Annotated in this window: 23 protein-coding genes; 16 read left to right on the forward strand and 7 right to left on the reverse strand. The window is 69.4% G+C overall.

Going from position 1 to position 25,578, the window contains the following annotated elements; translation table 11 throughout:
- Positions 1–173: 173 nt before the first annotated feature.
- The 4 genes from MKK50_RS02525 (at position 174) to topA (ending at position 5,361) form a co-directional block, all read left to right on the forward strand.
- Entirely contained in the window at positions 174–485 is a 312-nt protein-coding gene (locus MKK50_RS02525) for a hypothetical protein (RefSeq protein ID WP_253370845.1), read from the forward strand.
- A gap of 163 nt (positions 486–648) precedes the next feature.
- The gene (locus MKK50_RS02530; protein ID WP_253370847.1) at positions 649–1,521 is read left to right on the forward strand and encodes a cytochrome b/b6 domain-containing protein; all 873 of its coding nucleotides are present in this window, start codon (positions 649–651) and stop codon (positions 1,519–1,521) included.
- Positions 1,518–2,480, forward strand: coding sequence for a molybdopterin-dependent oxidoreductase (locus MKK50_RS02535; RefSeq protein ID WP_499020193.1), 963 nt, complete (start codon positions 1,518–1,520; stop codon positions 2,478–2,480). Before MKK50_RS02530 ends, MKK50_RS02535 begins: the two co-directional genes overlap by 4 nt.
- A gap of 148 nt (positions 2,481–2,628) precedes the next feature.
- Positions 2,629–5,361: a type I DNA topoisomerase gene (gene topA, locus MKK50_RS02540; protein WP_499020194.1), complete on the forward strand. Its 2,733-nt coding sequence runs from the start codon at positions 2,629–2,631 to the stop codon at positions 5,359–5,361.
- Between the two features lie 341 nt (positions 5,362–5,702).
- Here the strand turns inward: topA and trmB are convergent, their stop codons facing one another.
- The 3 genes from trmB to MKK50_RS02555 form a co-directional block, all read right to left on the reverse strand.
- Positions 5,703–6,440 carry a tRNA (guanine(46)-N(7))-methyltransferase TrmB gene (trmB, locus tag MKK50_RS02545; protein ID WP_499020196.1) on the reverse strand — a complete coding sequence of 246 codons (738 nt, stop codon included), beginning with the start codon at positions 6,438–6,440 and terminating at the stop codon, positions 5,703–5,705.
- A 9-nt stretch (positions 6,441–6,449) separates the two neighbouring features.
- Positions 6,450–7,625, reverse strand: coding sequence for a methionine adenosyltransferase (metK, locus tag MKK50_RS02550; protein ID WP_499020198.1), 1,176 nt, complete (start codon positions 7,623–7,625; stop codon positions 6,450–6,452).
- A 203-nt stretch (positions 7,626–7,828) separates the two neighbouring features.
- Positions 7,829–8,236, reverse strand: coding sequence for a helix-turn-helix domain-containing protein (locus tag MKK50_RS02555; RefSeq protein WP_253370855.1), 408 nt, complete (start codon positions 8,234–8,236; stop codon positions 7,829–7,831).
- A 732-nt stretch (positions 8,237–8,968) separates the two neighbouring features.
- On the opposite strand from MKK50_RS02555, the gene MKK50_RS02560 reads away from it, so the two are divergent.
- The 5 genes from MKK50_RS02560 (at position 8,969) to MKK50_RS02580 (ending at position 15,114) form a co-directional block, all read left to right on the forward strand.
- Complete coding sequence (locus MKK50_RS02560; RefSeq protein WP_499020467.1) at positions 8,969–9,841, forward strand: DNA-binding protein; 873 nt, start codon at positions 8,969–8,971, stop codon at positions 9,839–9,841.
- Between the two features lie 6 nt (positions 9,842–9,847).
- A complete protein-coding gene (locus MKK50_RS02565) occupies positions 9,848–11,350 on the forward strand; it encodes a M48 family metalloprotease (RefSeq protein WP_499020199.1) in 1,503 nt (500 codons plus the stop codon).
- Positions 11,351–11,420: 70 nt separating this feature from the next.
- Positions 11,421–12,326: a glycosyltransferase family protein gene (locus tag MKK50_RS02570; RefSeq protein ID WP_499020200.1), complete on the forward strand. Its 906-nt coding sequence runs from the start codon at positions 11,421–11,423 to the stop codon at positions 12,324–12,326.
- The gene (locus MKK50_RS02575; protein WP_499020202.1) at positions 12,323–13,255 is read left to right on the forward strand and encodes a glycosyltransferase family 2 protein; all 933 of its coding nucleotides are present in this window, start codon (positions 12,323–12,325) and stop codon (positions 13,253–13,255) included. Before MKK50_RS02570 ends, MKK50_RS02575 begins: the two co-directional genes overlap by 4 nt.
- Positions 13,256–13,362: 107 nt before the next feature.
- Entirely contained in the window at positions 13,363–15,114 is a 1,752-nt protein-coding gene (locus tag MKK50_RS02580; RefSeq protein ID WP_499020204.1) for a sensor histidine kinase, read from the forward strand.
- A 69-nt stretch (positions 15,115–15,183) separates the two neighbouring features.
- Here the strand turns inward: MKK50_RS02580 and MKK50_RS02585 are convergent, their stop codons facing one another.
- Positions 15,184–16,176 (reverse strand): hypothetical protein, encoded by a 993-nt coding sequence (locus tag MKK50_RS02585; RefSeq protein ID WP_499020206.1) that lies wholly within the window; start codon positions 16,174–16,176, stop codon positions 15,184–15,186.
- 370 nt (positions 16,177–16,546) lie between these two features.
- On the opposite strand from MKK50_RS02585, the gene MKK50_RS02590 reads away from it, so the two are divergent.
- The 5 genes from MKK50_RS02590 (at position 16,547) to MKK50_RS02610 (ending at position 20,645) form a co-directional block, all read left to right on the forward strand.
- Positions 16,547–17,146, forward strand: coding sequence for a superoxide dismutase (locus tag MKK50_RS02590; protein ID WP_015823480.1), 600 nt, complete (start codon positions 16,547–16,549; stop codon positions 17,144–17,146).
- Between the two features lie 109 nt (positions 17,147–17,255).
- Positions 17,256–17,822 carry a hypothetical protein gene (locus MKK50_RS02595; RefSeq protein WP_499020208.1) on the forward strand — a complete coding sequence of 189 codons (567 nt, stop codon included), beginning with the start codon at positions 17,256–17,258 and terminating at the stop codon, positions 17,820–17,822.
- A 145-nt stretch (positions 17,823–17,967) separates the two neighbouring features.
- Positions 17,968–19,497 (forward strand): murein biosynthesis integral membrane protein MurJ, encoded by a 1,530-nt coding sequence (gene murJ / locus MKK50_RS02600; protein WP_499020210.1) that lies wholly within the window; start codon positions 17,968–17,970, stop codon positions 19,495–19,497.
- A 37-nt stretch (positions 19,498–19,534) separates the two neighbouring features.
- On the forward strand, positions 19,535–20,209 hold the full coding sequence (locus MKK50_RS02605) for a haloacid dehalogenase type II (RefSeq protein WP_499020212.1): 675 nt from the start codon (positions 19,535–19,537) through the stop codon (positions 20,207–20,209).
- 97 nt (positions 20,210–20,306) lie between these two features.
- On the forward strand, positions 20,307–20,645 hold the full coding sequence (locus tag MKK50_RS02610; RefSeq protein WP_253370875.1) for a hypothetical protein: 339 nt from the start codon (positions 20,307–20,309) through the stop codon (positions 20,643–20,645).
- A 40-nt stretch (positions 20,646–20,685) separates the two neighbouring features.
- Here MKK50_RS02610 and MKK50_RS02615 read toward each other — a convergent pair whose 3' ends face one another.
- A complete protein-coding gene (locus tag MKK50_RS02615) occupies positions 20,686–22,455 on the reverse strand; it encodes a carbamoyltransferase family protein (protein ID WP_499020213.1) in 1,770 nt (589 codons plus the stop codon).
- 273 nt (positions 22,456–22,728) lie between these two features.
- Between MKK50_RS02615 and MKK50_RS02620 the strand changes: the two genes are divergently transcribed.
- Both MKK50_RS02620 and MKK50_RS02625 read left to right on the forward strand, forming a co-directional pair.
- Complete coding sequence (locus MKK50_RS02620; RefSeq protein ID WP_499020216.1) at positions 22,729–23,415, forward strand: HAD family hydrolase; 687 nt, start codon at positions 22,729–22,731, stop codon at positions 23,413–23,415.
- Positions 23,416–23,856: 441 nt separating this feature from the next.
- Positions 23,857–24,111: a hypothetical protein gene (locus tag MKK50_RS02625; protein WP_253370881.1), complete on the forward strand. Its 255-nt coding sequence runs from the start codon at positions 23,857–23,859 to the stop codon at positions 24,109–24,111.
- Positions 24,112–24,395: 284 nt separating this feature from the next.
- On the opposite strand, the gene MKK50_RS02630 is transcribed toward MKK50_RS02625, so the two are convergent.
- Together MKK50_RS02630 and MKK50_RS02635 are read right to left on the reverse strand one after the other, a co-directional pair.
- Positions 24,396–25,070, reverse strand: coding sequence for an invasion associated locus B family protein (locus tag MKK50_RS02630; protein WP_499020218.1), 675 nt, complete (start codon positions 25,068–25,070; stop codon positions 24,396–24,398).
- Positions 25,071–25,225: 155 nt separating this feature from the next.
- Positions 25,226–25,537, reverse strand: a complete 312-nt coding sequence (locus MKK50_RS02635; RefSeq protein WP_499020220.1) for a hypothetical protein — start codon at positions 25,535–25,537, stop codon at positions 25,226–25,228.
- Positions 25,538–25,578: the final 41 nt, after the last annotated feature.

Here is a 25,578-nt window from a genome sequence, read left to right on the forward strand (position 1 = left end):
AACGGTCTCACCCCGTCGCAGCTGAGAGATTTTCTTGGTCATCGCGAGCCCGTGATCGAGAAAAATTTGAACGAACCGGCCTCGCTTCCGTTTCCCCAACATCTGTCGGGGCTTGAGCGCGTCGAATGCCTGTCCCGGTATTCGCCTGCCTGCCCGGAAACGAAAGGTAGCCTATGAACACGCGACTTCTCCTGACCGCCGGTGCGCTCTCGCTCGGTCTCGCTCTCTCGTCCGGCGCCTACGCCCAGGGCATGCAGCGGGGCGGTATGGAGCCCGGCATGGGAGGCCAGATGGGCGGGCAAATGGGTGGCCAGATGGGCGGCCAAATGCAGCAGGGCGCCATGGGCGACGACATGGGCCAGGAGCAGCGCCCGATGAAGCGCAGCTCCAAGAAGATGAAAAAGCCGATGAAGAGCAAGAAGATGATGCGCTCGAAGCGCATGAATTCCGGCTCCGGCATGGAGTCCGGCGCGGGCGGGATGTGATCCCCACGTCACCTGACTGTGACCAACTCGCCATCTAGGCGACCATCGGCCCGCCCGGTTAGACCGGGCGGGCTTTTTCGTGTCGAACGAAGCCTTTCAAGTCCTCCCGCGCCGAGCGGTTCGCCCGCCCGGCATGGGTTGCTGCAATAGGAACAGCCGCGCCGTGGCCGCAGGATCGACGCTCTCGGGGCCGGACATCGTGGAGACGGTACGGCGACGCTGGATGTTCCGCCATCCGCTGGTGATCCGGCTGGCGCACTGGCTCAACGTGGTCTGCCTCGCCATCCTGCTGATGAGCGGGTTGCAGATCTTCAATGCCCATCCCGCGCTCTATTGGGGCGCGGCCTCGACCTTCGACACACCGTTCGTCGCGATCACCGACGACCAGCGGGACGACGGCACGCCGCGCGGCATCGTCTATGTCGCCGGTCACACCTTCGAGACGACGGGCGTGCTCGGCCTGTCGAACCTCAACGGCCAGCCCACGGGCCGCGCTTTCCCCTCGTGGTCGACCCTGCCGGCGCACCAGGATCTCGCCACGGGGCGGCGCTGGCACTTCCTGTTCGCCTGGGCCTTCGTCATCAACGGGCTGATCTATCTGCTCTACGGAATCGGCACCGGGCAGCTGCGGCGGCGCCTCGTGCCCGACGGCGACCAGATGCGCGGGTTCGGCTCCTCGATCCGCGAGCACCTGACCCTGCACTTTCCGGAAGGCGACGAGGCCAAGCGCTACAACGTGCTGCAGAAGCTCTCCTACCTCGTCGTGGTGGCCGTGCTGCTGCCGTTGATGGTGCTCACGGGGCTCGCCATGTCGCCGGGCGTCAACGCCGTGGTGCCCCTGCCCGACCTGTTCGGCGGCCGGCAATCGGCCCGCACGATCCACTTCATCGTCACGAACCTGCTGGTGCTGTTCGTGATCGTCCACGTCCTGCTCGTGCTGCTCTCCGGCGTGGCCAACAACATGCGCAGCATGATCACCGGCTGGTTCGTGATCGAGCGCAAGAAGCTTCCCGCCGGTTCGGGAGAGACCCCATGATCCCCCGCCCCATGTCCTCCCGCCCCGTGGCCCCCCGCCTCCAGATCCCCCGCCCTCATCGCCGCGGTTTCCTCACCGCGGCGGCCGGTCTCCTCGGTGTTTCGGCGCTCGGTGGCTGCGACCGTTTCGCCGCGAGCCCGACGGGGCAGCGGGCCCTGAAGGCGGGCGAGGATGCCAACCTGTTCGTGCAGCGTCTGCTGCTCACGCCGTCCTCGCTCGCCAAGGAGTTTCCGGATTCCGAGATCTCGCCCTGGTTCAAGCCGAACGGCACGATCGAGCCGCCGGACCGGGCCTACAAAACGCTGGCCGCCAAGAGTTTCGACGGGTTCAAGCTGCGCGTCGACGGCCTCGTCGAGCGGCCCCAGGATCTCAGCCTCGCCGATCTGAGGGCCCTGCCCGCCCGCACCCAGACCACGCGGCACGATTGCGTCGAGGGCTGGAGCGCCATCGGCAAGTGGACCGGCGTGCCGCTCGCCGAGGTGCTGCAGCGGGCCGGCCTGAAGCCGAAGGCCCGCTACGTCGTGTTCCACTGCGCCGACACGATGGAATACGCCATGAGTAGCGGGGAGGACGAGGCGGAACCGGAAAAGACCGCCAATCCCGGCATGGAGACGCGACCGGAGGGGGCCGAGAATCAGGCGAGCGATTCGCAGGCCGCAGGCGCGGAGGCACCGAAGCCTGAGGACGAGGAGAGCCAGGGCACGCCGGTTCGCTACTACGAGAGCATCGATCTCACCGACGCCTATCACCCGCAGACCATTCTCGCCTACGACCTGAACGGCCAAGCGCTGCCGGTCTCGAACGGCGCGCCGCTACGCCTGCGGGTTGAGCGCCAGCTCGGTTACAAGCAGGCGAAATACATCATGCGGATCGAGGTCACCGAGGGCCTGACCGGCATCGGCGACGGCAAGGGCGGCTACTGGGAAGACCGCGGCTACGAGTGGTACGCGGGGATTTAAGGGTAGGTCCGGCGCGTTCACCCGATTTGACAACGCCGCGCGGCTCACCCACTTCTGCGCGGCGCGAGAGCCGGCCTCCGACCGGTACGCATCCGCGCCATTCCCAAAACCGTATCTGCGGTGAGGCTCTGGCGAGAGGCAGAGGTTCATGAAAGTCGTCGTCGTCGAGTCGCCGGCCAAGGCCAAGACGATCAACAAATACCTGGGGCGCGATTACGAGGTTCTGGCCTCTTTCGGCCATATCCGCGATCTGCCGGCCAAGGATGGCTCGGTCGATCCGGAGGCCGACTTCGCCATGATCTGGGAGGTGGAGGATCGCGGCGCCAAGCGCGTGTCCGAGATCGCCCGCGCCGTGAAGGGAGCCGAGAAGCTCATCCTCGCGACCGACCCGGATCGCGAGGGCGAGGCGATCTCCTGGCACGTCATCGAGGCGCTCACCGCCCGCAAGGCGTTGAAGGGCATTCCCGTCGAGCGCGTGACCTTCAACGCCATCACCAAGGCGTCGGTCGACGCGGCGATGAAGAAGCCGCGCCAGATCGACCAGGCCCTGGTCGATGCCTATCTCGCGCGCCGTGCCCTCGATTACCTCGTCGGCTTCAACCTCTCGCCGGTGCTGTGGCGCAAGCTGCCCGGTGCCCGCTCGGCCGGCCGAGTGCAGTCGGTGGCGCTCCGCCTCGTGGTCGAGCGCGAGATGGAGATCGAGCGCTTCAAGGCCCGCGAGTACTGGTCGATCGTCGCCACCCTGGTGACGGAAGCGGGCGGCGTGTTCGAGGCGCGCCTCGTCGGCGCCGACGGCAAGCGCATCCAGCGCCTCGACGTCGGCAATGCCGAGGAGGCGGCGGCGTTCAAGCGCGACCTCGAACTCGCGACCTTCCAGGTGGCATCCGTCGAGGCCAAGCCCGCCAAGCGCCACCCGCAGCCGCCCTTCACCACCTCGACCCTGCAGCAGGAGGCCTCGCGCAAGCTCGGCATGGCCCCGGCGCAGACCATGCGGGTCGCCCAGCGGCTCTACGAGGGCGTGGATGTCGGCGGCGAGACCGTCGGCATCATCACCTACATGCGAACCGATGGCGTCGATATGGCGCCGGAGGCGATCCAGGACGCCCGCCGGGTGATCGGCCGCGAGTTCGGCGACGACTACGTTCCGGGTGCGCCGCGCAAGTACCAAGTGAAGGCCAAGAACGCGCAGGAGGCCCACGAGGCCGTGCGCCCGACCGATATGGGCCGGTTGCCGAAGCAGATCGCCCGCTATCTCGAGCCGGAGCAGGCCAAGCTCTACGAACTGATCTGGACGCGCACCATCGCCAGCCAGATGGAATCGGCCGAGCTGGAGCGCACCACCGTCGAGGTGAGCGCGAATGTCGGCCCGCGCCGGATCGACCTGCGCGCCACCGGTCAGGTCGTGAAGTTCGACGGCTTCCTCGCCCTCTACCAGGAGGGCAAGGACGATGAGGAGGACGAGGATTCCAAGCGTCTGCCGGCGATGAAGGCGGGCGACGCCCTCAAGCGCGAGCGCATCGCCTCGACCCAGCACTTCACCGAGCCGCCGCCGCGCTACTCCGAGGCCAGCCTCGTGAAGCGGATGGAGGAACTCGGCATCGGCCGGCCCTCGACCTATGCCGCGGTGCTGCAGACCCTGCGCGACCGCGAATATGTCCGCATCGAGAAGAAGCGCCTCCAGCCGGAGGACAAGGGGCGGCTCGTCACCGGCTTCCTCGAAAGCTTCTTCAAGCGCTACGTCGAGTACGATTTCACCGCGAGCCTGGAAGAGCAGCTCGACCGGGTCTCGAATGCCGAGATCGATTGGCGCTCGGTGCTGCGCGACTTCTGGCGCGACTTCTCGGCGGCCATCGGCGGCACCAAGGAGTTGCGCGTCGCGGAGGTTCTCGAGGCGCTCAACGGCCTGCTCGGGCCGCACATCTTCCCCGAGAAGGCGGATGGCGGCGATCCGCGCGCCTGCCCGACCTGCGGGGCGGGTCAGCTCTCGCTCAAGCTCGGCAAGTTCGGCGCCTTCATCGGCTGCTCGAACTACCCCGAGTGCAAGTACACCCGCCAACTCTCGGCCTCGGGCGTCGAGGGTGAGGGCGACGGCTCCTCGGCCGAGGGCGGACAGCCCGGCGTGCGGGTGCTCGGCGACGATCCGGCCACCGGCCTGCCCGTGACCCTGCGCGACGGGCGCTTCGGGCCGTTCGTGCAGCTCGGCGAGGCGAGTGCCGAGAAGGGCGCGGAGAAGCCCAAGCGCTCCTCGCTGCCCAAGGGCACAAGCCCTAGCAGCGTGACCCTGGAGATCGGCCTACGCCTGCTGTCGCTGCCGCGCGAGGTGGCCAAGCATCCCGAGACCGGCGAGCCGATCCTGGCCAATCTCGGGCGCTTCGGCCCCTACGTGCAGCACGGAAAGACCTACGCCAATCTCGGCAAGGACGACGACGTGCTGGAGATCGGCGCCAACCGCGCCATCGACCTCATCGTCGCCAAGGAGCAGGGCGGCGGGCGCGGCCGTCCCTCGTCCGATCCCGGCCGCACGCTCGGCCAACATCCGGACGGCGCCGCACTCGTGGTCAAGGCCGGCAAGTACGGCCCCTATGTCAGCGACGGCTCGGTCAACGCGACGCTGCCGAAGACGATGGCCGCCGAGAGCCTGACGCTGGAGCAGGCGATCGACCTCGTCAACGCCAAGCGCGCCTCCGGCGGCGGCAAGAAGCCGGTCCGCAAGACGGCGGCCCGCGCCCGCGCCCCGGCGAAGAAGGCGGAAGCCGGCGAGGCGAAGAAGCCGGCCGTGCGCAAGACGGCGGCCAAGCCGACGACCGAGGCGCCGGCGACGAAGGCCGCTGCCAAGCCGGCGGCTGCGAAGAAGGCTACTGCGAAGACGAAGGCGGGCTGACACGGTCCCCGCTTGATTCAAGCGGGGACCGTGTCAGCGAGCCCGCGCGGCGCCTGAGCGACGTCCAAATCCGCCATCCCGAAGGGATCGAACGGATTTGGTACGAGGGCTGCTTGAAGCGGCTGCTTCCTCCGGATGTCGGGTCTTTCTCGACGTCCGGACTACGGATTGCCCTTCATCCGGGTCGAGAGGGCGCACAGACGATTTCGCCGCTCGTCTTCTGCTCTCATCGCGAGCGACAGCGAACTGCTCCAGCCACGCGACCTTTCAAAGAAAGGCTGCGTCGCTGGAGCAGTTCAGCGTCGCTCGGTGATGACGGCGTGGAGTGTTGGGCAGCCGGATCAGTCCGTGCCGACCCGCTCGAACGTGAGGTAGCTCGGCCACCGGCTGGCCGCGAGGGCCTTGGCCTCGTAGCGGGTGCCCGGCCAACCCGCGAACGGCTTGCGCCAGTCGTCTGCGGTCTCGGCCGTCCAGCGCAACTGCGGGCAGCGGGCGGCGCGGACCAGGGTCCAGCCCGCGTAATCGTCGATGTCGCTGGCAAAGCGGAAATGGCCGCCGGGGCGCAGAACGCGCGCGATCTCGGCGAGCGAAGCGTCCGACACGAATCGGCGCTTGCGCTGGCGGCGCTTCGGCCAGGGGTCGGGATAGAGCAGGTAGACGCGGGCGAGGCTCGCATCCGGCAGGGCGGCGAGCAGGGCTGTCGCATCCTCGTCCCAGACGCGGACATTGCGCAAGCCGCGGTCGTCCACTGCGCGCAGCAGCTTGACCACGCCGTTGACGAAGGGCTCGCAGCCGATGATGCCGGCTTGGCGGTGGGACTCGGCCTGGGCTGCGAGGTGCTCGCCGCCGCCGAAGCCGATCTCGAGCCAGACCTCGTCGACCGGCCCCGGAAACAGGCTTGGCGGGTCCAAAAATTCGCCGCGCTCGGGCAGCGCGACGCGTAAGTGCGGCAGTGCCCCTTCGAGGCGCTGCTCCTGCCCCGGGCGAAGGCGCTTGCCCTTGCGGCGCCCGTAGAAGGCCCGCTCGGTCTCCGCCGTCCCGCCCGTCTCGGGAGGGATGTCCGCATCCCTCCCCATCATGGTTCGGGCCTAGAACGCCGACTTCAGCTTGTCGGCCAGATCCGTCTTCTCCCAGGAGAAGCCGCCGTCGGCATCGGGCTCGCGGCCGAAATGGCCGTAGGCCGAGGTGCGGGCGTAGATCGGCTTGTTGAGCTGGAGTGCCGTGCGGATGCCGCGGGGCGAGAGATCGAGCGCGTCCATCAGCACGCCTTCGAGCCGGGCCTCGTCCACGGTGCCGGTGCCGTGCAGATCGACGTAGATCGACAGGGGCTTGGCCACGCCGATGGCGTAGGAGAGCTGGATCGTGGCGCGGCGGGCGAGGCCGGCGGCGACGACGTTCTTGGCCAGATAGCGGGCGGCATAGGCGGCCGAGCGATCGACCTTGGTCGGGTCCTTGCCGGAGAAGGCGCCGCCGCCGTGGGGCGCCGCGCCGCCGTAGGTGTCGACGATGATCTTGCGGCCGGTGAGGCCGGCGTCGCCGTCGGGGCCGCCGATCACGAACTTGCCGGTCGGGTTGACGTGCCAGATGGTGCTCTCGTTGACCCAGCCCTGCGGCAGGGCCTTGAGGATGTAGGGCTCGACGATGGCGCGCACGTCGGCGGAGTCGAGCGACTCGTCGAGATGCTGCGTCGAGAGAACGATCTGCGTCACCTCGACCGGGCGGCCGTCGGCGTAGCGCACGGTGACCTGGCTCTTGGCATCGGGGCCGAGCTTGGCCGCATCACCCTGCTTGGCCTTGCGCGCGTCGGCGAGGTCCTTGAGGATTTTGTGGGCGTAGAAGATCGGGGCCGGCATCAGGGCCGGGGTCTCGTCGGCGGCGTAGCCGAACATGATGCCCTGGTCGCCCGCGCCCTCGTCCTTGTTGCCGGCGGCGTCCACGCCCTGCGCGATGTCGGCGGACTGCGCGTGCAGGTAGATGGCGACGTCGTTGTTCTTCCAATGGAAGCCCGACTGCTCGTAGCCGATGTCGCGCACGGCCTCGCGGGTCAGTTCTTCCAGATCCTTGAAGGTCACGGAATCGGGGCCGCGCACCTCACCCGCGATCACGACGCGGTTGGTCGTCGTCAGCGTCTCGACGCCGAGGCGCGCCTCCGGCATCGCCGCGAGATAGGCATCGACCACGGTGTCCGAGATCCGGTCGCTCACCTTGTCGGGGTGGCCTTCGGAGACGGATTCGCTGGTGAAGAGGTAGTCGGAACGAGGCATCGTGTGCACCCCCGATTGTCGGGCGCGCCTCGTATGTCACGGCGCTTACCCTGGTCTCCAGAGGCGCGGCTTGTCGCATCGCCGTTTCGGACGGTCAAGCCGGAATGGCGAAATCGTCCGTTTTAACGAACGCTGACGTGAGAGCTCTCGCCCTGTGCGTCCGTGCCCGCCACGGGTCGTGCGGGCGTCCCCTGCCCGATCAATCAGCCCTTGAGTTCCTGGCTCAGGATCTCGACGGCGGCGGACAGTTCGCGGCGCTGCTGCTCGGTGAAGGTTTCGGTGAACTGCCGGGCGAACGCACGGGCAAGATCGGACCACGGCTCAACAGCGTAGGCTTGCTGGCCATTGTCCGAGAAGCCGCGTTCCGTTTCCGGGTCCGGATGGGGAATGCCATCGAGAAAGTCCGAGACCGGGGTATTGGTGAGGCGGCCGAGGATCGCAAGATGAACCGCGCTGATCCGGTTGACGCCTTTCTCGTACTTCTGGAGCTGCGCGGCAGACATCCCGAAGCTATCGGCGACAGCGCGCTGCGTCAGTTTCGAGCGTTTTCGCTGCTCGGCAATGCGACGTCCGAGAAGGACGTCGCGCTCATCGGTCTTCTGGCCTGCCATTTTCGTTCTGCCCAAGCTCTTTCGGGCGATGCTTCGAACGAAAACTTTCCTGTTGCAAGGGCGCTTCGGAGGCCAATCGCGACGACACACCTGTTATGTCATTTGTTATAGATGCGGCGTGGCGTCGCACTCAGATCGCAGGAAGTATCGAATGTTCGCCTGCAATCTCAGGCAGTGAAACGATTGGCGTCCCCGGCAGGGCTCGAACCTGCGACCCCAGGTTTCATACCACTTCGACTTTCGCCGCCACGCTGTTCGCGCGTTCGTGGTCTGGACTATCCCTTCACCGTGAGCTTCGAACGAAGCCTTTAGGTGCCACCCGTCTAGTCTCTACACCTTCCCTCGGACCGTGACCGGACCTCGGGCTTGGCTCGGGATCGGCAGGGCGCCGCAGCGCCGGAAGCTTTCCCCGAATTTGAGCGGATCCGCCGTGCGGTTTCCCATCACGGCGCCCAATTGTGGAGTTTAGGAAACCTGTGCTCTGTCCAGCTGAGCTACGGAGACGACCGTTCAGGCTTAGCATCATCGCAGGGGGGCGCCAACCGCTCCGGCCTGGGCCGTCGACGATTGTATGGGAAGAGCCGGAGCACGCGTTCGGCGAGCTGTTGCTTGGGAGGCGCACGGGCCGGCAATCCGCGATTGCGCGCCGGCGGTGCTCTCGCGTGCCGCGATCCGAGCACTTTTCGCGCGGCATCCTCGCCTGAATCGAAAGGCCGAGCGCGAACGGTGACGATGTTGCCCGGTGATGGTCACGAGATCGGCCCGCATGGGGGGCCTCATGGTGGGAGCCGGACGAGCCGAGGCGGCGCCCCGGCTCTCGTCTGCCTGCTCGCCGCCACCTGCGGCGCGCCCGGCAACGCGTCGAGCGCTCCGCGGATGGACGAGGCATGCCGGCAGGCCGCCTCGGTTGAGGACCGCCTTGCCGACATCGGAGCCAGGGGCGAGCTGCATTTCGCATCCGGCCGCCGGGCCGTGCTCTCCGGGCTGCGCTGGCCCGACGAGCCGGCGTTCGACGCGGCTGCGCGGGGCTGGCTGAACGCCTTTCGCGGCGCGTCCCTGGTTTTGACCGAGCGCGGCGCCGAGGACCGCTGGGGCCGCCGTCACGCTGACGCGATCACGGGCGGGATCGCGGGCGAGGCGGAGCCGGTCGATCTCGCCGGAGGACTGGTTGCGGCCGGGCTTGCCTATGCCGATGCTGGCGAGGCCGACACGCTCTGCCGCCCGGCGCTTCGCGCCGTTGAGGCGGTGCCGCGGGCGGCCGGGCTCGGTCTGTGGGCCGGCGGCCCGCTCGCGGCGACGGATGTGGCGGCGCTGAGCGCGCGCGCCGGGCGCTTCACGGTGGTGGAGGGTCGCATCCTGCATGTCGGCGAGCGGTCGGCCCGAACCTATCTCGACTTCGCGCGCCGGGGCGGGCAAGGCTTGACCGTAACCGTGCAGAAACGCTCTTGGCGGATTCTGGGTGAACAGGGTTTGTCTGCGGCCACGCTGAGGGGCCGCCTCGTGAGAATCCGCGGCATGGTCGAGATCGGTCGGGGGCCGTTCATCGATCTCGCTGGCGTCGAAGGCATCGAGGTTGTCGAGGGGGAGCAGGCGCTGCGGCGCTAGAACGGCATGACGGGGGATCGGCAACACACATCGAGGCGGCGGCGCATGCGCGGGGGCGGCCCTCGGGAACTTGCGCGGCTGGCCGCGCTGGCCATGCTTGCGGGCTCGCTCGCGGCCTGCGCCGCCGACCAGACCGGAAGCGTGCTGACGCCGGCGGTCATCAAGGTGCCCGAGCAGGCACCGAAGACCACGGGGCGCGCCCGGTCGGACGAGGCGGACCACGCCAAGCTCGTGGCCTCGTTCGGCGGCGAGTACCGCGCGCCCGCCGCTCACCGGCTCATCACCGAGATCACCGACCGGCTCGTGCGGGTCAGCGACCGGCCGGAGGAAAGCTACGCGGTCACGCTGCTCGATTCGCCCGTCGTCAATGCCTTCGCCCTGCCGAGCGGCCGGCTCTACGTCACCCGTGGCTTGCTGGCGCTCGCCGGCGACAGCTCGGAGGTCGCGGCGGTGCTCGCGCATGAGATCGCCCACGTGACCCTACGCCATGCCACCGCCCGCAGCGAGATGGCCCTGCGCTCGCAACTCGTCAGCCGCGTGGTCGCCGACGTGCTGAACGACCCCGTTACGGGGGCGCAGCTCGAGAGCCAGTCGAAGTTCACCCTCGCCCGCTTCTCCCGCGAGCAGGAGCTGGAGGCCGACACCAACGGCGTGCGCGTGCTCGCCCAGGCCGGCTACGATCCCTTCGGTGCCGGCCGCTTCCTCGACGCGCTCCAGCGCACCATGGCGCTTAAGGCCGGCAACGGCAGCGCGGCTGAGCCCGACATGCTCGCGACCCATCCGGCGACCGCCGAGCGCATCGCGCTCGTCACCCGCGCGGCCCGGCGCATCGGCGCCCCCGGCCTCGGCGCCGACGACCGAGCCCGCTACCTCGCGGCGATCGACGGACTCGCTTACGGCGACAATCCCGGCGAGGGGCTGGTGCGCGGGCGCCGCTTCCTGCATCCGGGCCTCAATATCGCCTTCGAGGTGCCGGACGCCTTCGCCATCGAGAACACCCGCAACGCCGTGCTCGGCACGACGCCGGAGGGCAGCCGCCGCCTGCTGTTCGATCAGGTCGAGGCGAGCGGCGACCGCAGCCTGGAGGATGTGCTGCGCGCGACCTGGAACGACGCCATCGAGGCGGGTTCGGTCGAGAATCGCATCGTCGGCGGGCGCTCGGCCGCCACCGCCCTGTCGCGGGGCAAGGATTGGACGTTTCGGCTGGCGGCGATCCGCATGGGCGAGACCACCTACCGCATGATCATGGCGGCCAAGGGCGCGACCGACCCCGAGCCGGCCTTCCGCCGCTGGCTGGAGAGCCTGCGCCCGATCGAGCCGGAGGAGACCGCCGCCCTCAAGCCGGCGCATCTGCGGATCGTCACCGCCGCTCCGGGCGACACCGTGGAGGGGCTGGCCCGCCGCATGAGCGTGCCCGACCGCGCCGTCGATCGCTTCCTCGTGCTCAACAGCCTGCAGCGCGGTGCGGTGGTGAAACCCGGTCTGAGCTACAAGCTCGTCGTCGAGTGAGGTGCGAGGCCGTCGGGGTTGCACGTTCAGAGGCCGGCGCTTAGGCCCTTGGCCGCAAAACAGGTCCGACGTGCAGCGCTCCGATCCCTCCGCCGACACCGCCGTCGCGGTCGTCTTCTTCCGTCCCTCCCCTGAGCAGGTGGCGCGGATCGTCGAGCGCTTTGCCGGGCGCTTGCCCGTTCTCGTCTACGACAATGGCGGCATCCCGCCCGAGGCGCTGGCGCAGTTGCGGTGCGCGGAGGAGCTCACGCGGCTCGGCGAGGGCCGCAACCGCGGCATCGCCGCCGCCCTCAACGCGCTGGCCGAGGCGGCGACGGCTGCCGGGTTCCGCCGCCTGTTCCTGCTCGATCAGGATGCCGACGCCACCGTGGAGACGGCGCGGGCGCTGGGCCACGCCCTCGACCGGGCCGTGGGCGCGGACCCGCCCCCTGCCCTCGTCGGCCCGGCGCCCGCGCCAAAGCCCGGCCACAAGGCACCGGTCTATCCGCCGCGCTCCGGCGTGACGCCCCGCAAAAACCTTCGGCCGGTCGAATTCCTGGCGACCTCCGGCTCGCTCGTGGATCTGGCGGCCTTCGCGAGAGTCGGCCCGTTCCGCGAGGATTTCTTCATCGACGCGGTCGATCTCGAATGGTGCTTTCGCGCTTGGGCGCGCGGGCGAAGCTGCTGGATGGATTCCGGCACCGCCATCCCGCACAGCGTCGGGCGCGGCACGATCCGGATGCGATTCCTGCCGGTGGCGATGCCCGACCAGCCGCTGTTCCGTATGGCCGTCTACGTGCGCAACTCCGCCTATAGCTGGCGCCTTCCGCACGTGCCGGCCCGGTGGAAGCTGAAGCAGGCCGCCTACATGCCGCTCCAGATCGGTCTCTACTGGGGCCGCCACCGGTTCTCGCCCCGCGTGCTCGCGCGCCTTCTCGCGGCGCTGGCCCAGGGTCTGACCGGGCAACTCGGCCGGCCGGCGGACGCCCCGCCGTGACCGCGAGCCTCGACGTCGTCATCGTCAACTGGAATGCCGGAGATCAGCTCCGGGCCTGTCTGACGAGCCTCGCCGCGAGCGCGGGTGCGGAGCAACTGCGCGTCGTCGTCGTCGACAACGCTTCCTCCGACGGTTCGGCAGAGGGGCTGGATTCGCCGGGCCTCGCGCTCACGGTGCTGCGCAACGCCGACAATCGCGGCTTCGCCCGTGCCTGCAACCAGGGCGCGGCGCTGGGATCGGCCGCTTCCATCCTGTTTCTCAACCCCGATACGGAGGTGAGCCGGGACGGGATCCGTGTCGCCCGCGCGCGGCTCGATGCCGATCCCGGCACCGGCATCGTCGGCGCCCGGCTGGTCGATGAGGCGGGGCAGACGCACCGCACCTGTGCCCGCCACCCGACGGGCGCCCGCCTGATCGCCCACACCCTGTTCCTCGACCGGCTGCTGCCGCGCCTCGTGCGTCCGCACTTCCTGCTCGACTGGGACCATGCCGAGACCCGGCCGGTCGATGCGGTGATGGGCGCCTTCCTGATGATCCGGCGCCCGCTCCTCGCTGCACTCGGTGGGTTCGACGAGCGCTTCTTCGTCTACTGGGAGGATGCCGACCTCTGTGCCCGCGCCGCTGCTGCCGGCTCCGCAGTGTGTCACGTCGCAGGGGCCGAGATCCGCCACCGCGGCCAGGGCACCACCGAGGCGGTGAAGGACCGTCGCCTGTTCTACTTCCTGCGGGCGCAGACGCTCTACGCGCACAAGCATCACGGCCGGGCGGTGTCGCTGGCCGTGCTGGCGGCGGCGCTGGCCGTGAACCTGCCCGTCCGCCTTGGCCGGGCGCTGGTGCGGGGCTCGGGGGGAGATGCGGGTGCGGTGATCCGCGCTGGGCTGATGCTGACACGGGCCCTGCCGCACCTGTTGACCGGTCGCTTTCGATGAGGCTTGCCTCACCTGCGCATCTTGTTGTCCGCGGCGGCCTCCGTCATGGTGCCGCCCTCCGGACGGTCCCGCTTGCACCCGCGGCGGGCGGCTGAACGGGGAGTATCGTGTACGACAGCGCGGACAAGGGCTCTCGACCGGCGGATCTGTCGCCCGCCTTGTACCGCGCGGCCTTCGACCGCGCGCCGGTGGGGCTCGCCGTCTTCTCGCCCGATGGGCGCACGCTCCGCACCGCCAATCCCTGCCTCTATCGCTGGCTCGGCTACCCCTCGGGTGCCCTCGACGGCCGCCCGATCGACGAGGTGATCGGCCGCGACGCGTTCGACGGGGAGACGCCCGGTCTGAAAGCCGGCATCCGCCGCTGGCTGCGGGCGGATGGCAGCAGCCTCGATCTGCGCCTGACCCTCTCCGGAGAGGACGGCGCCGAGACGGTCGCGGTGGTGGACCTCGTCGATGCCGACGATCTGGTGCGAGCCGAGCAGAACCGCGACGCCCTGACGGCGGCGGGCCTCGGCGAGTGGCGCTGGGATCTCGTCGCCGGGCAGATGGTGTTTTCCCGCCGCGCGGCGCAGATCCTCGGCTATGCGCCGGGGCGCTCCGTCACCTGGGAGGGCATGCGCGGCCAGGTCGATCCGGAGGACGCCGAACGGATTCAGGTCGCGGTCGCCGCGGCCATCGCCGAACGGCGCGCTTACGCGTTCCAGACCCGTTTCCGGCGCGCCACCGACGGCGCCGAGATCTGGATCGGCGCCCGCGGCGAGGCGCTGCTGGCCGCCGACGGTGCGCCCATCGGCATCGTCGGCGTCGTGCAGGACGTCACCACCCGGGTCGAGGCCCGGGAGGCCCTGGCCGAGCGCGAGGAGCGCCTGCGGGTCGCCACCACGGTGGCCGATCTCGGCATCTTCGAGTGGCACGTCCTCGATGACCGGGCGACCTGGGAGAACGAGCGGATGTTCGCGATCTTCGGCCGCCGGCCGGACGAGGGTAGCATCGGCAAGTCCGCCTTCCTCAAGGAAATCCTCCATCCCGAGGATCGCCCCGTCTTCCGGCAGGCGATCCTGCGGGCGCTGCGGGAGGACACGATCCTGCACGCCACCGGCCGCATCCGCCGCCACGACGACGGCCTCTGGCGCACCATCGACATGGCCGGACGGTTCGAGCGAACCCGGCCGGGCGGGCTACCGCGGCGCCTGATCGGCGTCGTCGCCGACGTGACCGACCGCCACCTCTCCGAGGAGCGCCGCAGCCTCCTGATCCGCGAGTTGCACCACCGGGTGAAGAACACGCTCGCCACGGTCCAGGCCATCGTCGGCTCGACGGCGCGCACCGCCACCAGCATCGACAGCTTCCATGAGGCCTTCGTCGGCCGCATCAAGTCGCTCGCCCACACCCACAGCGTGCTCACCGAGGCGACGTGGCAGACGGCGAGCCTGCACGACCTGCTCGCCTCCGAACTGATGCCCTATGCCGAGAGCGAGACCGAGACCTCGCCGGACCTGCGCATCGTCCTCGATGGCCCGGCCGTGGACCTGCCCTCCGAGATCGCCGTGCCGATCGGCATGGCGATCCACGAATTGACCACCAACGCGGCCAAGTACGGCGCGCTCTCGACCGGGCGCGGCCGGGTCGCGATCACATGGAGGATCGAGGCCGGCATGCTGCACCTCGATTGGCGCGAGAGCGGCGGCCCCCTCGTCGCCCCGCCGACCCGCCAGGGCTTCGGTTCACGCCTGCTGCAACGGGTGCTGACCGCGCAGGTTCAGGCGCAGATCACCACCGATTACGCGCCCGAAGGGTTCCATCTCACGCTCGCCGCGCCCCTGCCCGCACGAAACCCGGCGCTCAACCCCCTGGCGTGAAGGGGCCGGCGTGCCATCGGGCGACGGTGGCGTTGCGCGCGTCCGGGCGTCGGCAGGGACGCGCAGCCCTCAGGCCGCGCCCCGAGCCTCCTCGCCCCCGGCATTGACGAAGCTCTTCAGTTCGTCGAGCGAGGCGAAGGTGAAGCGACCGCGCGGCGTATCCGCCTCGATCGAGCCATCGGAGAACATCACGTAGGTGTTGGCGCCCGACGCGTAGGAGCCGACCGCGTGCCGCTCCTCCGGGGCACTCGCCTCCGGCTCGGGGGCCTCGGCCCCCGTCTCGTGAGCTGCGATCTCCTGCGGTGCAGGCGCCACGGCCTCGGGCTCAGGCGGCGCGACCGGGGCCGGCGCGGGCGTCGGGTCGTCGAGGAAGGAGCGCAGGCCGATCGGTTCGGCCGCCGGCGTCTGGGCGGCGATCCGTGCCTCGTCCCGCTCCTCGGCGATGAGGTTCGGGAGCGTCACCGGCTCGGGTGCGGGAAAGGCCGGCGCCCGCTCGGGTTCGCGCGCGGGCTCGGACACGCGGAACAGGTCGTCATCGCTCGCATGCGGCGGCGCGGCCTCCGGCAGCAGGTTGGGCAGCAGCGGCTCGGCGGCGTTCGGCTGCGGTTCGGCAGAAAGCGTCGGATCCTCGAAAACCGGTTCGGAGCCGCGCGCACCCGGCCGCAGTGCGCCGATCGACAGCCCCGCGAGGCCGGCCGCACCCGCGCCTGCCAGGCCCATACCGGCGAGCGAGGGCCGCTCCGGCGGCGAAACCTCGGGAGCGGTGAAGGCCGGCGCCTCCGCTGCCGACACCTCCCAGGGCACGACCCCGGCGGGCGTTGCGGCCGGGATGCTCGGCTGGGGGGATGCCTCGCGCAAGCTTTCGACGGCGCCGTGGAGGGTGCGCAGGCGGTGCACGATGGCCGTCAGGCCGAGCAGGACCACACCGGCCGAGGCCGCGGTCGAGCCGCCGATCACCATCGCCAGCCCGCTCTCCAGCCGGACGTAGGGAAAGCCCTGGACCACGGCGGCAACGCCACCGAGGATCATGACGGAACTGAGCGCGAGCAGCGCGACGACCATGGTACTCTCGACTGACTGTCGCGGGCGGCGTGATGCCGACAGGATAACTCCCCGCCCGCTCATTGCAAAATCGCACGGCCACGCCTCGCGCGGAAACCGGCCTTTCCGTCGCTCCATGCACAACCGAGTGCCCGCCTCGCGGTGTCCTCACGCACGGGATCGGGCGATTGCGGCGGCCGATGCCTTCCGTAAAACGGTGGATGCCGTGCTCCGATCGGTCACATGCGCACGGATACGGCTCCGCTGGCGTTGCCGAGCCCGGTCCCCCGACTTACCTACCCGCGCGTCACCTCGCCGGCTGCGCGCTTCGAACGACCTTGCGCGCTTCGCCTCCGCTCCCCGCGAGACCCGGACAACCCAGGAGACACGCATGACGTTCACCCTGCCCGAGCTGCCCTACGCCTACGACGCGCTGGGGCCCTACATGTCGAAGGAAACCCTCGAGTTCCACCACGACAAGCACCACAAGGCCTATGTCGATACCGGCAACAAGCTGCTCGAAGGCACCGACCTCGCCGGCAAGAGCGTCGAGGAGATCGTCAAGGCGAGCTACAACACCAATCAGGCGCTCTTCAACAACGCCGGCCAGCACTACAACCACCTCCACTTCTGGAACTGGATGAAGCCCAACGGCGGCGGCCAGCCCCCGGCGGCGCTCGCTCAGAAGATCGACGAGGATCTCGGCGGCTACGAGAAGTTCAAGGCCGACTTCATCCAGGCCGGCGTCGGCCAGTTCGGCTCCGGCTGGGCGTGGCTCGCGGTCAAGGACGGCAAGCTCGCCATCCTGAAGACCCCGAACGGCGAGAACCCGCTGGTCCACGGCGCGACCCCGATCCTCGGCGTCGACGTGTGGGAACACTCCTACTACATCGACTACCGCAACCGCCGCCCCGACTACCTCAAGGCGTTCATCGAGAACCTCGTGAACTGGGAGTACGTCGAGAAGCTGTACGGCGAAGCGAAGGCCTGATCCGCTTCGAGGTTTGATGCCGCCGCCCCGTTTACCGACGGGGCGGTTTTTGTTTTCTGGAATGCAGCATTTCGTTTGTTGATCGTTGCAAGATCGGTGCGGAGGCACGGTGAACTGGCGCTGCGGACTCTTGCTGGCGACGTTTCTGAGCCTAGGCGTACCGAACGCGGTTCAGAGCAGGTCCGGGCCGGTTCTCATCAACTCGCCTGTCCCAGATGACCTGAAAGATCTTGTCGCGGCGATGCTCAGGAGGGAGCGGCCTCATGACGCCGAAGCGGCGCTTGCCGGCACCAAGGCGCTCGATAGCTCCTGGCAGTCAGGCCAGTTGCTCATCCTGAGGATCGAGGCCGATTGTCGGGATGATCTCTGCATGACGGTGATCGCGCGGGTGACCCACGGTGCGATCGTCCCCGAATTGACGCTCAACGTCGGCCCGACATTCTACATGCCTGACACCGCCTCGACGCTCTGGGGTTCGGAGCATCCGGTCTGGGGCATGGTCTTTAAAGGCACTGGCGGTTCACGCCTGATTGCAATGTTGCGCAATGGCCAGTGGGTCGTGGAAGCGAACGGCCCATGGCAGCCGCCAGCGGCTAGCATGATCGAGGAGCCTCGGAAGTCGCCTCTACCTCTGCCTTTGGAGGAGTTCCGGCGGCAGCTCGGCCTGGAGCCGTAGGCCTGCCGGCCGGTGGCTTTTCAGAGTTGCCGTGACTCCACGGCCATTGTCGCGCCTTGCCCCATAGGCTTACTGCCAAGACAGGGCGGGATAGAGATCAAGCGTCGCTCGCCTCCTCGCCCGCACGGGGTCAACCGCGAAAAACATGATCCGCTCGATCCTCTCCGTCGGCGGCTGGACGCTGGTCTCGCGGGTCACGGGCTTTGCCCGCGACGTGGTCACCGCCGCCGTGATGGGGGCCGGGCCGATGGCGGATGCCTTCGTCGTCGCCTTCCGCCTGCCGAACCACTTTCGCGCGATCTTCGGCGAGGGGGCGTTCAACACCGCCTTCGTGCCGGCCTACACCCATCTGGAACAGGCGGGTGCCGAGGATGCCGCCGCCCGCTTCGCCGACCGCGTCTTCACCCTGATGCTGATCGTGCAGGTGGCGCTGCTCGCTCTCGCGCTTCCGGCGATGCCCTGGATCGTGCGGGCGCTGGCGCCGGGCTTCTCCGCGGACGGGGAGCGGTTCGCGCTGGCGGTCAGCCTCACGCGGATCACCTTCCCCTACCTGCTGTTCATGACGCTGGTGACGCTGTTCTCCGGCATCCTCAACGCGCATCGGCGCTTTGCCGCCGCGGCCGGCGCGCCGGTGCTGCTCAACCTCTCGATGCTGGCGGCGCTGGCGCTGGCCTTCCTGTTCCCCAACGCGGCCACTGCCGCGGCCTGGGGCGTCTCGGTCTCGGGCGTTCTGCAATTCGCACTGGTTTGGTGGGACGCGCGCCGACGCGCCTACGCGCCGCGGCTGACGAAGCCGACCCTGCGCGATCCCGACATGATCCGGTTCTTCAAGATCCTAGGGCCCGCCGTGATCGGCTCGGCCGGCTTCCAGATCGCGACGTTCGCCGACACCATCATCGCGAGTTTCCTGCCGACCGGTGCGGTCTCCGCGCTGTACTACGCCGACCGGCTCTACCAACTGCCCTTCGGCGTCATCGCCATCGCCGCCGGCACGGTGCTCCTGCCCGAGATGAGCCGGCGCATCGCCGCGGGCGACGTGGCCGGGGCGCACGCGGCGCAGAACCGGGCCGCCGGCTTCTCGCTGGCGCTCTCGGCCCCCTTCACCATCGCCTTCCTGACGCTGCCGGGGCTGATCATGGCGGCGCTGTTCCAGCGCGGCGCCTTCACCGCCGAGGATGCCGCCCGCGCGGCCTCGGTGCTCGCGGCCTATGGGCTCGCTCTACCCGCCGTGGTGATGGTGCGCTCGGCCGTGGCGAGCTTCAACGCCCGGCAGGACACGACGACGCCGCTCTACGCCTCATTGACGGCGATTGCCGTGAACGTCGCGCTCAAGCTCGTGCTGACCGGTCCCTACGGCGTTGCCGGCCTCGCCCTCGCCACCGCCATCGCCCAGTGGATCAACCTCGCCCTGCTCTATGGACTGGCGCTCCGCCGCGGCTGGACCGCGCCGGGGCGGGTCCTCGGCATCACCGTCATCGCGGTCGTCGTAGCGAGCGCGGTGCTGGCGGCGCTCGCCGTCTACGGCCTGCCTTTCGCCGAGCGGATCGTGCCCGTCCTGCCCCATCTGCGCGAGATCGCGGTGCTGGCGCTCCTCGGCTTGGCCGGGGCGCTCGCCTATGCCGGCACCCTGCTTGCGGTGATGGGGGCGTTCGGCGTGCGATTGCGCCGCAGGTAGGCTTTCCGGATCGGGTCCGCGCCTCATCTCACCCGGTATGGCCCTCCCCGATCTCCGCCCCGGCGAAAGCTACGCCGTCTTCGATGCCTACGGCACGCTGTTCGACGTGCACTCGGCGGTCGCGCGCCATGCCGGCGCGCTCGGGCCTCAGGCGGAAAACCTCTCCGAGCTGTGGCGAACCAAGCAGCTCGAATATTCCTGGGTGCACGGTCTGATGGGCCGCTACGTTAGCTTCTGGGACCTGACCGAGCGCGCCCTCGATTTCGCACTGGCCCGGCACCCCGAGATCGACCCGGCATTCCGCGAAAAACTCCTCGACGCCTATCGCGATCTCGACGCCTACGACGAGGTGCCCGGCGTGCTGGACCGCTTCCATGAGCACGGCGCGAAGACGGCCCTGTTCTCCAACGGCAACACCGCGATGCTGGAGCGGGCGGTGGCCTCGTCCGGCCTGGGTGAGCGGCTCGACGCGGTGCTTTCGGTCGATCCCATCCGGACCTTCAAGACGGCGCCCGCCGCCTACCAGATGGTTCTCGACCAACTCGCCACCGACCGGAACCGTGTGGTCTTCTTTTCCTCGAACCGCTGGGACATCGCGGGGGCCACCGCCTTCGGCTTCGATGCGGTGTGGGTGAACCGGAAGGGGCAGCCCGACGAGTATCCCGACCAGCCGCCTCGCGCGGTCGTGAAGAGCCTCGACGAGTTGATCTGAACCGCCGGCAACGGGGCGTTCGCCAATCCTTAAGCTTGACCGGATTAATTCGGGCTCACGTGCCTGATTTATCCGGTTGCTCGAAGGATCGGTTCTCGTGCCCGCCCTGTCTCTTTCCATTCTCGCCCGCAAGGGCATCTGCGCGGCGCTTCTCGGCGCTGCCGTCCTCTCCGCCGCTCCGGTTTCCGCTCGCGACGGCCGCAACGGAGCCCTGATCGGTGGCGCCGCGGCCGGCGTCATCGGCGGCCTCGCCGTCGGCGCGCTTCTCAACAATGGAGCCCCGCCCCCGCCGCCCGCGCGGCGGGTCTATGTCGAGGAGGAACCGGTCTACGTCGCGCCGCCGCCGCGCCGTGGCCCGATCTGCCACTACGAACGGCGCAAGGTGTGGCTCGACGAGGTCGAGTTCACCTACCGCCGGGTCGAGGTCTGCGAGTAACGTCTTCGCGTTCCCCGCAGCACGATGAAGGGCGTCCGCCTCAGGCGGGCGCCTTTTTCGTCAGGATCCAATCCTCGACCACGATGGCGTCGAGCCCGGTGGTGTAGAACATCACGATCGCGTCCTCCGCCGTGTGGAGGATCGGCTTGCCCATTACGTTGAAGCTGGTGTTGAGCAGGATCGGCACGCCGGTCAGATCCGCGAACGCTTCGATCAAGGCTGCGTAGGCCGGGTTGCGCTCGCGGGTGACACTCTGCAGCCGCCCGGTGCCGTCGGCGTGCACCACCGCCGGCACCCGGTCCCGCACCGCCTCGCGCCACACCAGCGTGCGCTCCATGTAGGGGCTGTCGGCGTAGTCCTCGAACCAATCGGGTCCCGCCTCGGCCAGGATCGAGGGCGCGAACGGGCGGAACGCCTCGCGGTACTTCACCTTGGCGTTGAGCGATGCCTTGGCATGGGCCGGGCGCGGGTCGGCGAGGATCGAGCGGTTGCCGAGCGAACGCGGTCCGAACTCCGCTCGGCCCTGCACCCAGCCGACGAGCCCGCCCTCGGCCAGGATCTTCGCCGCCTCCCGCGTCACGCCCTCGTGGCCGAGGCGACGGGCGCGGGGCTCCCACTCGGCCATGCGCTCCAGCGGCTCGGTCGAGACGGTCGAGCCGAGATAGGGCGTGAGCGGGCGCGTCTCGCGCTTCGGCCCCTTCCAAGCGGGATCGTCCTCGGCCAGCGCCAGCCACGCGGCGCCGATGGCGTTGCCGTCGTCGGCCGGGGCCGAGGGGACGTGCAGACGCCGGAAGCCCGAGCGCCCGAGCACGCGCCCGTTATAGGAGGAATTGAGCCCGCAGCCCCCGGCGATGACAAGATTCTCGGATGGCGCCAGCCGCCAAGCCTCGGCCACCAGAACGTCCATCAGCTCCGAAAAAATGTCCTGGCCGCAGCGGGCGAGGTCGGCCCAGCCCTGCTCGCCCACATCCCCCGGGCGCCGCGACAGGATCTCGGCGGCCACCGCCTGCACGGTGGCCTCGTCGGCGAATTTCAGGCGTCCATCCTCGACCGTGTAGAGGCGACGCAGCAGCGCCATCAGGTCGGGGTCGGTCCGTCCATAGGGCGCCAGCCCCATGATCTTCCATTCCTCGCCCTTGATCTGGTCGAAGCCGGCAAGATCCGTGACGAGCCCGTAGAGGAAGCCGACCGAGCCGCGCCCGCGCTGGCGCCGCACCTCCTCGATCCGGCCGTCCTTCAGGCGGTAGATCGCCGCTGCGCCGGTCTCGCCCATGCCATCGACGATAAGCGCGGTCGCCTCCTCGAACGGGCCGCTCCACAGGGCGTAGGCGGCATGCGCCAGATGGTGGGCGTAGCGCCGCCGCCCGGCGATGGTCGCCCGCGGCTTGCCGCTGAGCCCGCGGGTTTCGTTGTCGAGCGCCAGCACCGTGCCGTTGCCGGCCCGCGCCTGCATGGCGTGGAGATCGGCGATGAAGACGCGCTCGGCCCGCTCCGGCACGAAGGAGCGGTTGAGGGTGGAGGGGTGCTCGGCCAGGGCCAGCAGCTCGAAGGCGCCGGACGCCGCCTGCCCTTTGAGAAACTCCGAGAACTGCTCGCCCCAGGAGGTGGCGATGACGAGGTCCGTCCCCTCGGGCACGTACCGCTTCAGCAGGCCCGCCATGCGGGTGCCGGGATCGGGCTCGCAGTTCGGGGCGCGCTTGTATTGCAGGTAGCGCTCGGCGGCCTCGGCGAACAGCACGGTCCCGTCCGGCCCGACGAGGGCGAGCGCCGGATCGTGGAAGGTCGTGGCGAGGCCGAGATAGGTGCGCATGCTGCCGGGCTACACGCCGGCACGCGAGGCGACAACCGCGTTGCGCCGGGCAATCGCTCGACCGCGATTGCCCTGGTTTTTGCCCGGCCTCAAACGCCGGCGGCCGCCTCCGCGGCCTTGGCTTTCGCTGCGCTCCGTGTTCGAGCGACCGTTCCGGTCCCTCGAACCCGCTCCGCGGGGCGCTCTTCGCGCCCGGCATGCGGTGCCATCACGCTTGGCGCGATGGCCCAGCCGCGTTGCGGTGCTCTGGTTGCCGTGCGAGACGGGCCGCCGATGACGGACGCCTTCCCCGCCTCGCCTCCCCTCGCCCTCGTGATCTTCGACTGCGACGGCGTGCTGATCGACAGCGAGCCGATCAGTCTCGCGACCCTGACGCGCGGGCTCAACGGGATCGGGCTCGCCATCGGCCTCGACAGCGTGCGCGAGCGGTTTGCCGGCACGTCCATGACCTCGATCATGGAGCGCGTCGCCCGCGAGGACGGGATCACGGCCCCGGACGGCTTCGTCGAGCGGGTGAAAGCGGAGACGCTTGCAGCCTTCGAGGCGGAGCTAGCCGCCATGGCCGGCATCGCGGACGCCGTGGGCAGCCTCCGGCTACCATTCTGCGTCGCCTCCAGCAGCGATCCCGTGCGGCTGCGCCGCTCGCTCTCGCTCACCGGCCTGCTGCCGCTGTTCGAGGGGCGCGTCTTCTCCTCCGCGCAGGTGGCGCGCGGAAAACCGTTCCCGGACCTGTTCCTGTTCGCGGCGGAGCGGATGGGCATCGCGCCGGAAAACTGCCTCGTGATCGAGGACAGCGTGCCGGGTGTGCAGGCGGCCCGCGCTGCGGGAATGCGCGTCGTCGGCTTCACCGGCGGCGGGCATTGGGGCCACGACCGGGCCGGGCGGGATCTCCTCGATGCCGGGGCCGCCGGGGTGTTCTCGGCGCATGCCGATCTCGGGCGCATCGTCGCCGGGGCATGAGGCCGGCTTCGGCCCAGGGTTTGCTAGGCTCGGCCTAAGCCCTTGCCCGACAGGCGAGACGCGCCGCGGAACGCTCGAATCGCGGCGCGATCTTTCCCTGTCAAGCTGAACTTCGAAAGAACATTCCGTTGACGGTCGGGGTTAGACACCTCATCTTTAGGACGTGCGAACGACTTCGCGCCGCGGTGATTTGTAGTGGCAAGCTTGCGCCGCGTTATCAAACGCTAATGCATCACGACGCATTTGCGCCGTGGTCCTCGCGAGAGAGGAGGACTGGCCTTGAATAGCCTCTTTATTTGGAAGAATTCGAGACTTCCCGGCGGATGGAGCGGCCGGGCGTGGGGGTGTTGTCGGCAGACAGTCACATCCGTGGGCTAGAGCAGCGCCCACGAACGCCTTGCCGATAACCGGCCGACGAAGGCCGCAGGAGTTCACCCCGTCATGACCCGTGTCCAGACCGCTTACCTCGACGATGACGCGCTCGACCTTTCCGTCGCGGACGCGACCCCCGCCCGCGTGATCGAGATCGGCGACATCACCGCCGGCATCGCCGTGCCCGAGCGCGGCGGTGTCCGCTTCTTCTCGTCCGAGCGCCGCTTCGATGGGCTCGATGGCACGCTGTTCCGCACCGTGGAGCAAGCGGCCCGCGCGGCGCGCGAGAAAGGCCGCCAGCCGCGCCTGCGCGCGGTGGTGTGACCTTCCGCGACAATCCGTGTGCAAGACAGCCGGCGGCGCCGATTCGGGTCGCCGGCTTGTTTTTGCGGCGTTCGTTTCTTACCAAATCCAGCTGATCCCTTCGGGAAGGCGGATTTGGACCTCGCTCAAGCGCCGCGCGGGCTTGCTGATACGGTCCCCGCTTGATCCAAGCGGAAACCGTATCAGTCGCGTCATCGATCCGAGACCGCCCCGTCCGTTCGCGACGATCCCGGATCAGCCCGCCCGCGCGGAAGGCCGGCGATGCGGCCCGCCGATATGTTGATCTATTTGCACTCTTCGCGTGCGCGCTTGAGCGCATCGGCGAAGCCGCCGAGCGCATACTCGTCCTGAGTCGGCTTGCCGCGCTGGGAGGTCGTGCGGATCGTCGCGGTCTGGGTCCGGCTCATCTCCGTGACGATGCGCGGCTCGTCGGCTTGGTTCTGGATCCAGGCGTTCTCGTCCTTCGCCACGAGGCCGTAGCGGGTGCTGCCGACCGTGAGGTAGGGGTCGCTCGGGGTGGCGGCCGCGCCGGGCTTTGCTTGCGCGGCGGCGGGCTTGGGCTTGAAGCCGAGCATCACCGCGATCTCCCCCTGGGCACCGCCCTTGGGGAAAGTGACGAACAGGTAGCCGGTGTCGCGCGCGAGCGTCTTGGGGCTGCGGGTCGTCGGCTGGGCGATGACGTAGCAGAGCTTGTCGCGGCCCTGAGCGCCGTTGGTGAAGACGTTCCAGTCGCCGAACACCGCCAGCGGCACCGCCTGCTGCATCCCCGGCGGCAGCGCCGAACTCTTCGGCTGGCGGCGGCTCGACCGGGCGAGGATGATTTCCGCACCCTGTAGGCCCTCCTGCGCCAGGGCGCGCCCGGACGGGCCAGGCAGAGCCGCGGCGGCCAGCACCAGGGCCGCGAGGGCGCAGCCGGTACGGGGGGCAGGATGAACGATCGGAAGGCGGTGCCGCTGCATCTGGACTCGGGTGTACGGACGGCCGGGCCGGCCATCTTCACGCGCCGTCAGGATGACGGGCCGCAGCGGAACAGGAAACCCCCGCCCGCTCCGATTAACCGAAAACGGCCATGGGCCGCACCCGCTGGCGCGGCCGGCCGCTCTCGGACGCGGTGTCAGGCCGCCCGGATTTCCGCAGCCAGCGTCGCAGCGGCCAGGGCCGCCGCGGGCAGGTCGATCGACGAATCGATCGCGGGAAGACGGATCTCGACCGCCGACGGGAGGGCGCCGGGCGCCGGCTCGACCGGCTTGGGCTGCGCCGGCTTCGCCGGATCGTTGTAGGGCGTGTTGTAGGCCTTGCGGATCGAGGCCCAGAAGGCGCCCCGTTCCGCATCGGTGAGCCGTGCGAGGCGCGCATCGATGACCGCCATCGCCTCCGCGGCCAGGGCCGGCGTCTCTTCGACGGTGATCCAACTCTCAACGTTCATCGCAACGTTCATCGACGGCACTCCGCGGGTTCGACGGTCGG

The sequence above is a fragment of the Methylobacterium sp. J-043 genome (assembly GCF_022829505.1).
Lineage (GTDB): Bacteria > Pseudomonadota > Alphaproteobacteria > Rhizobiales > Beijerinckiaceae > Methylobacterium > Methylobacterium extorquens_A.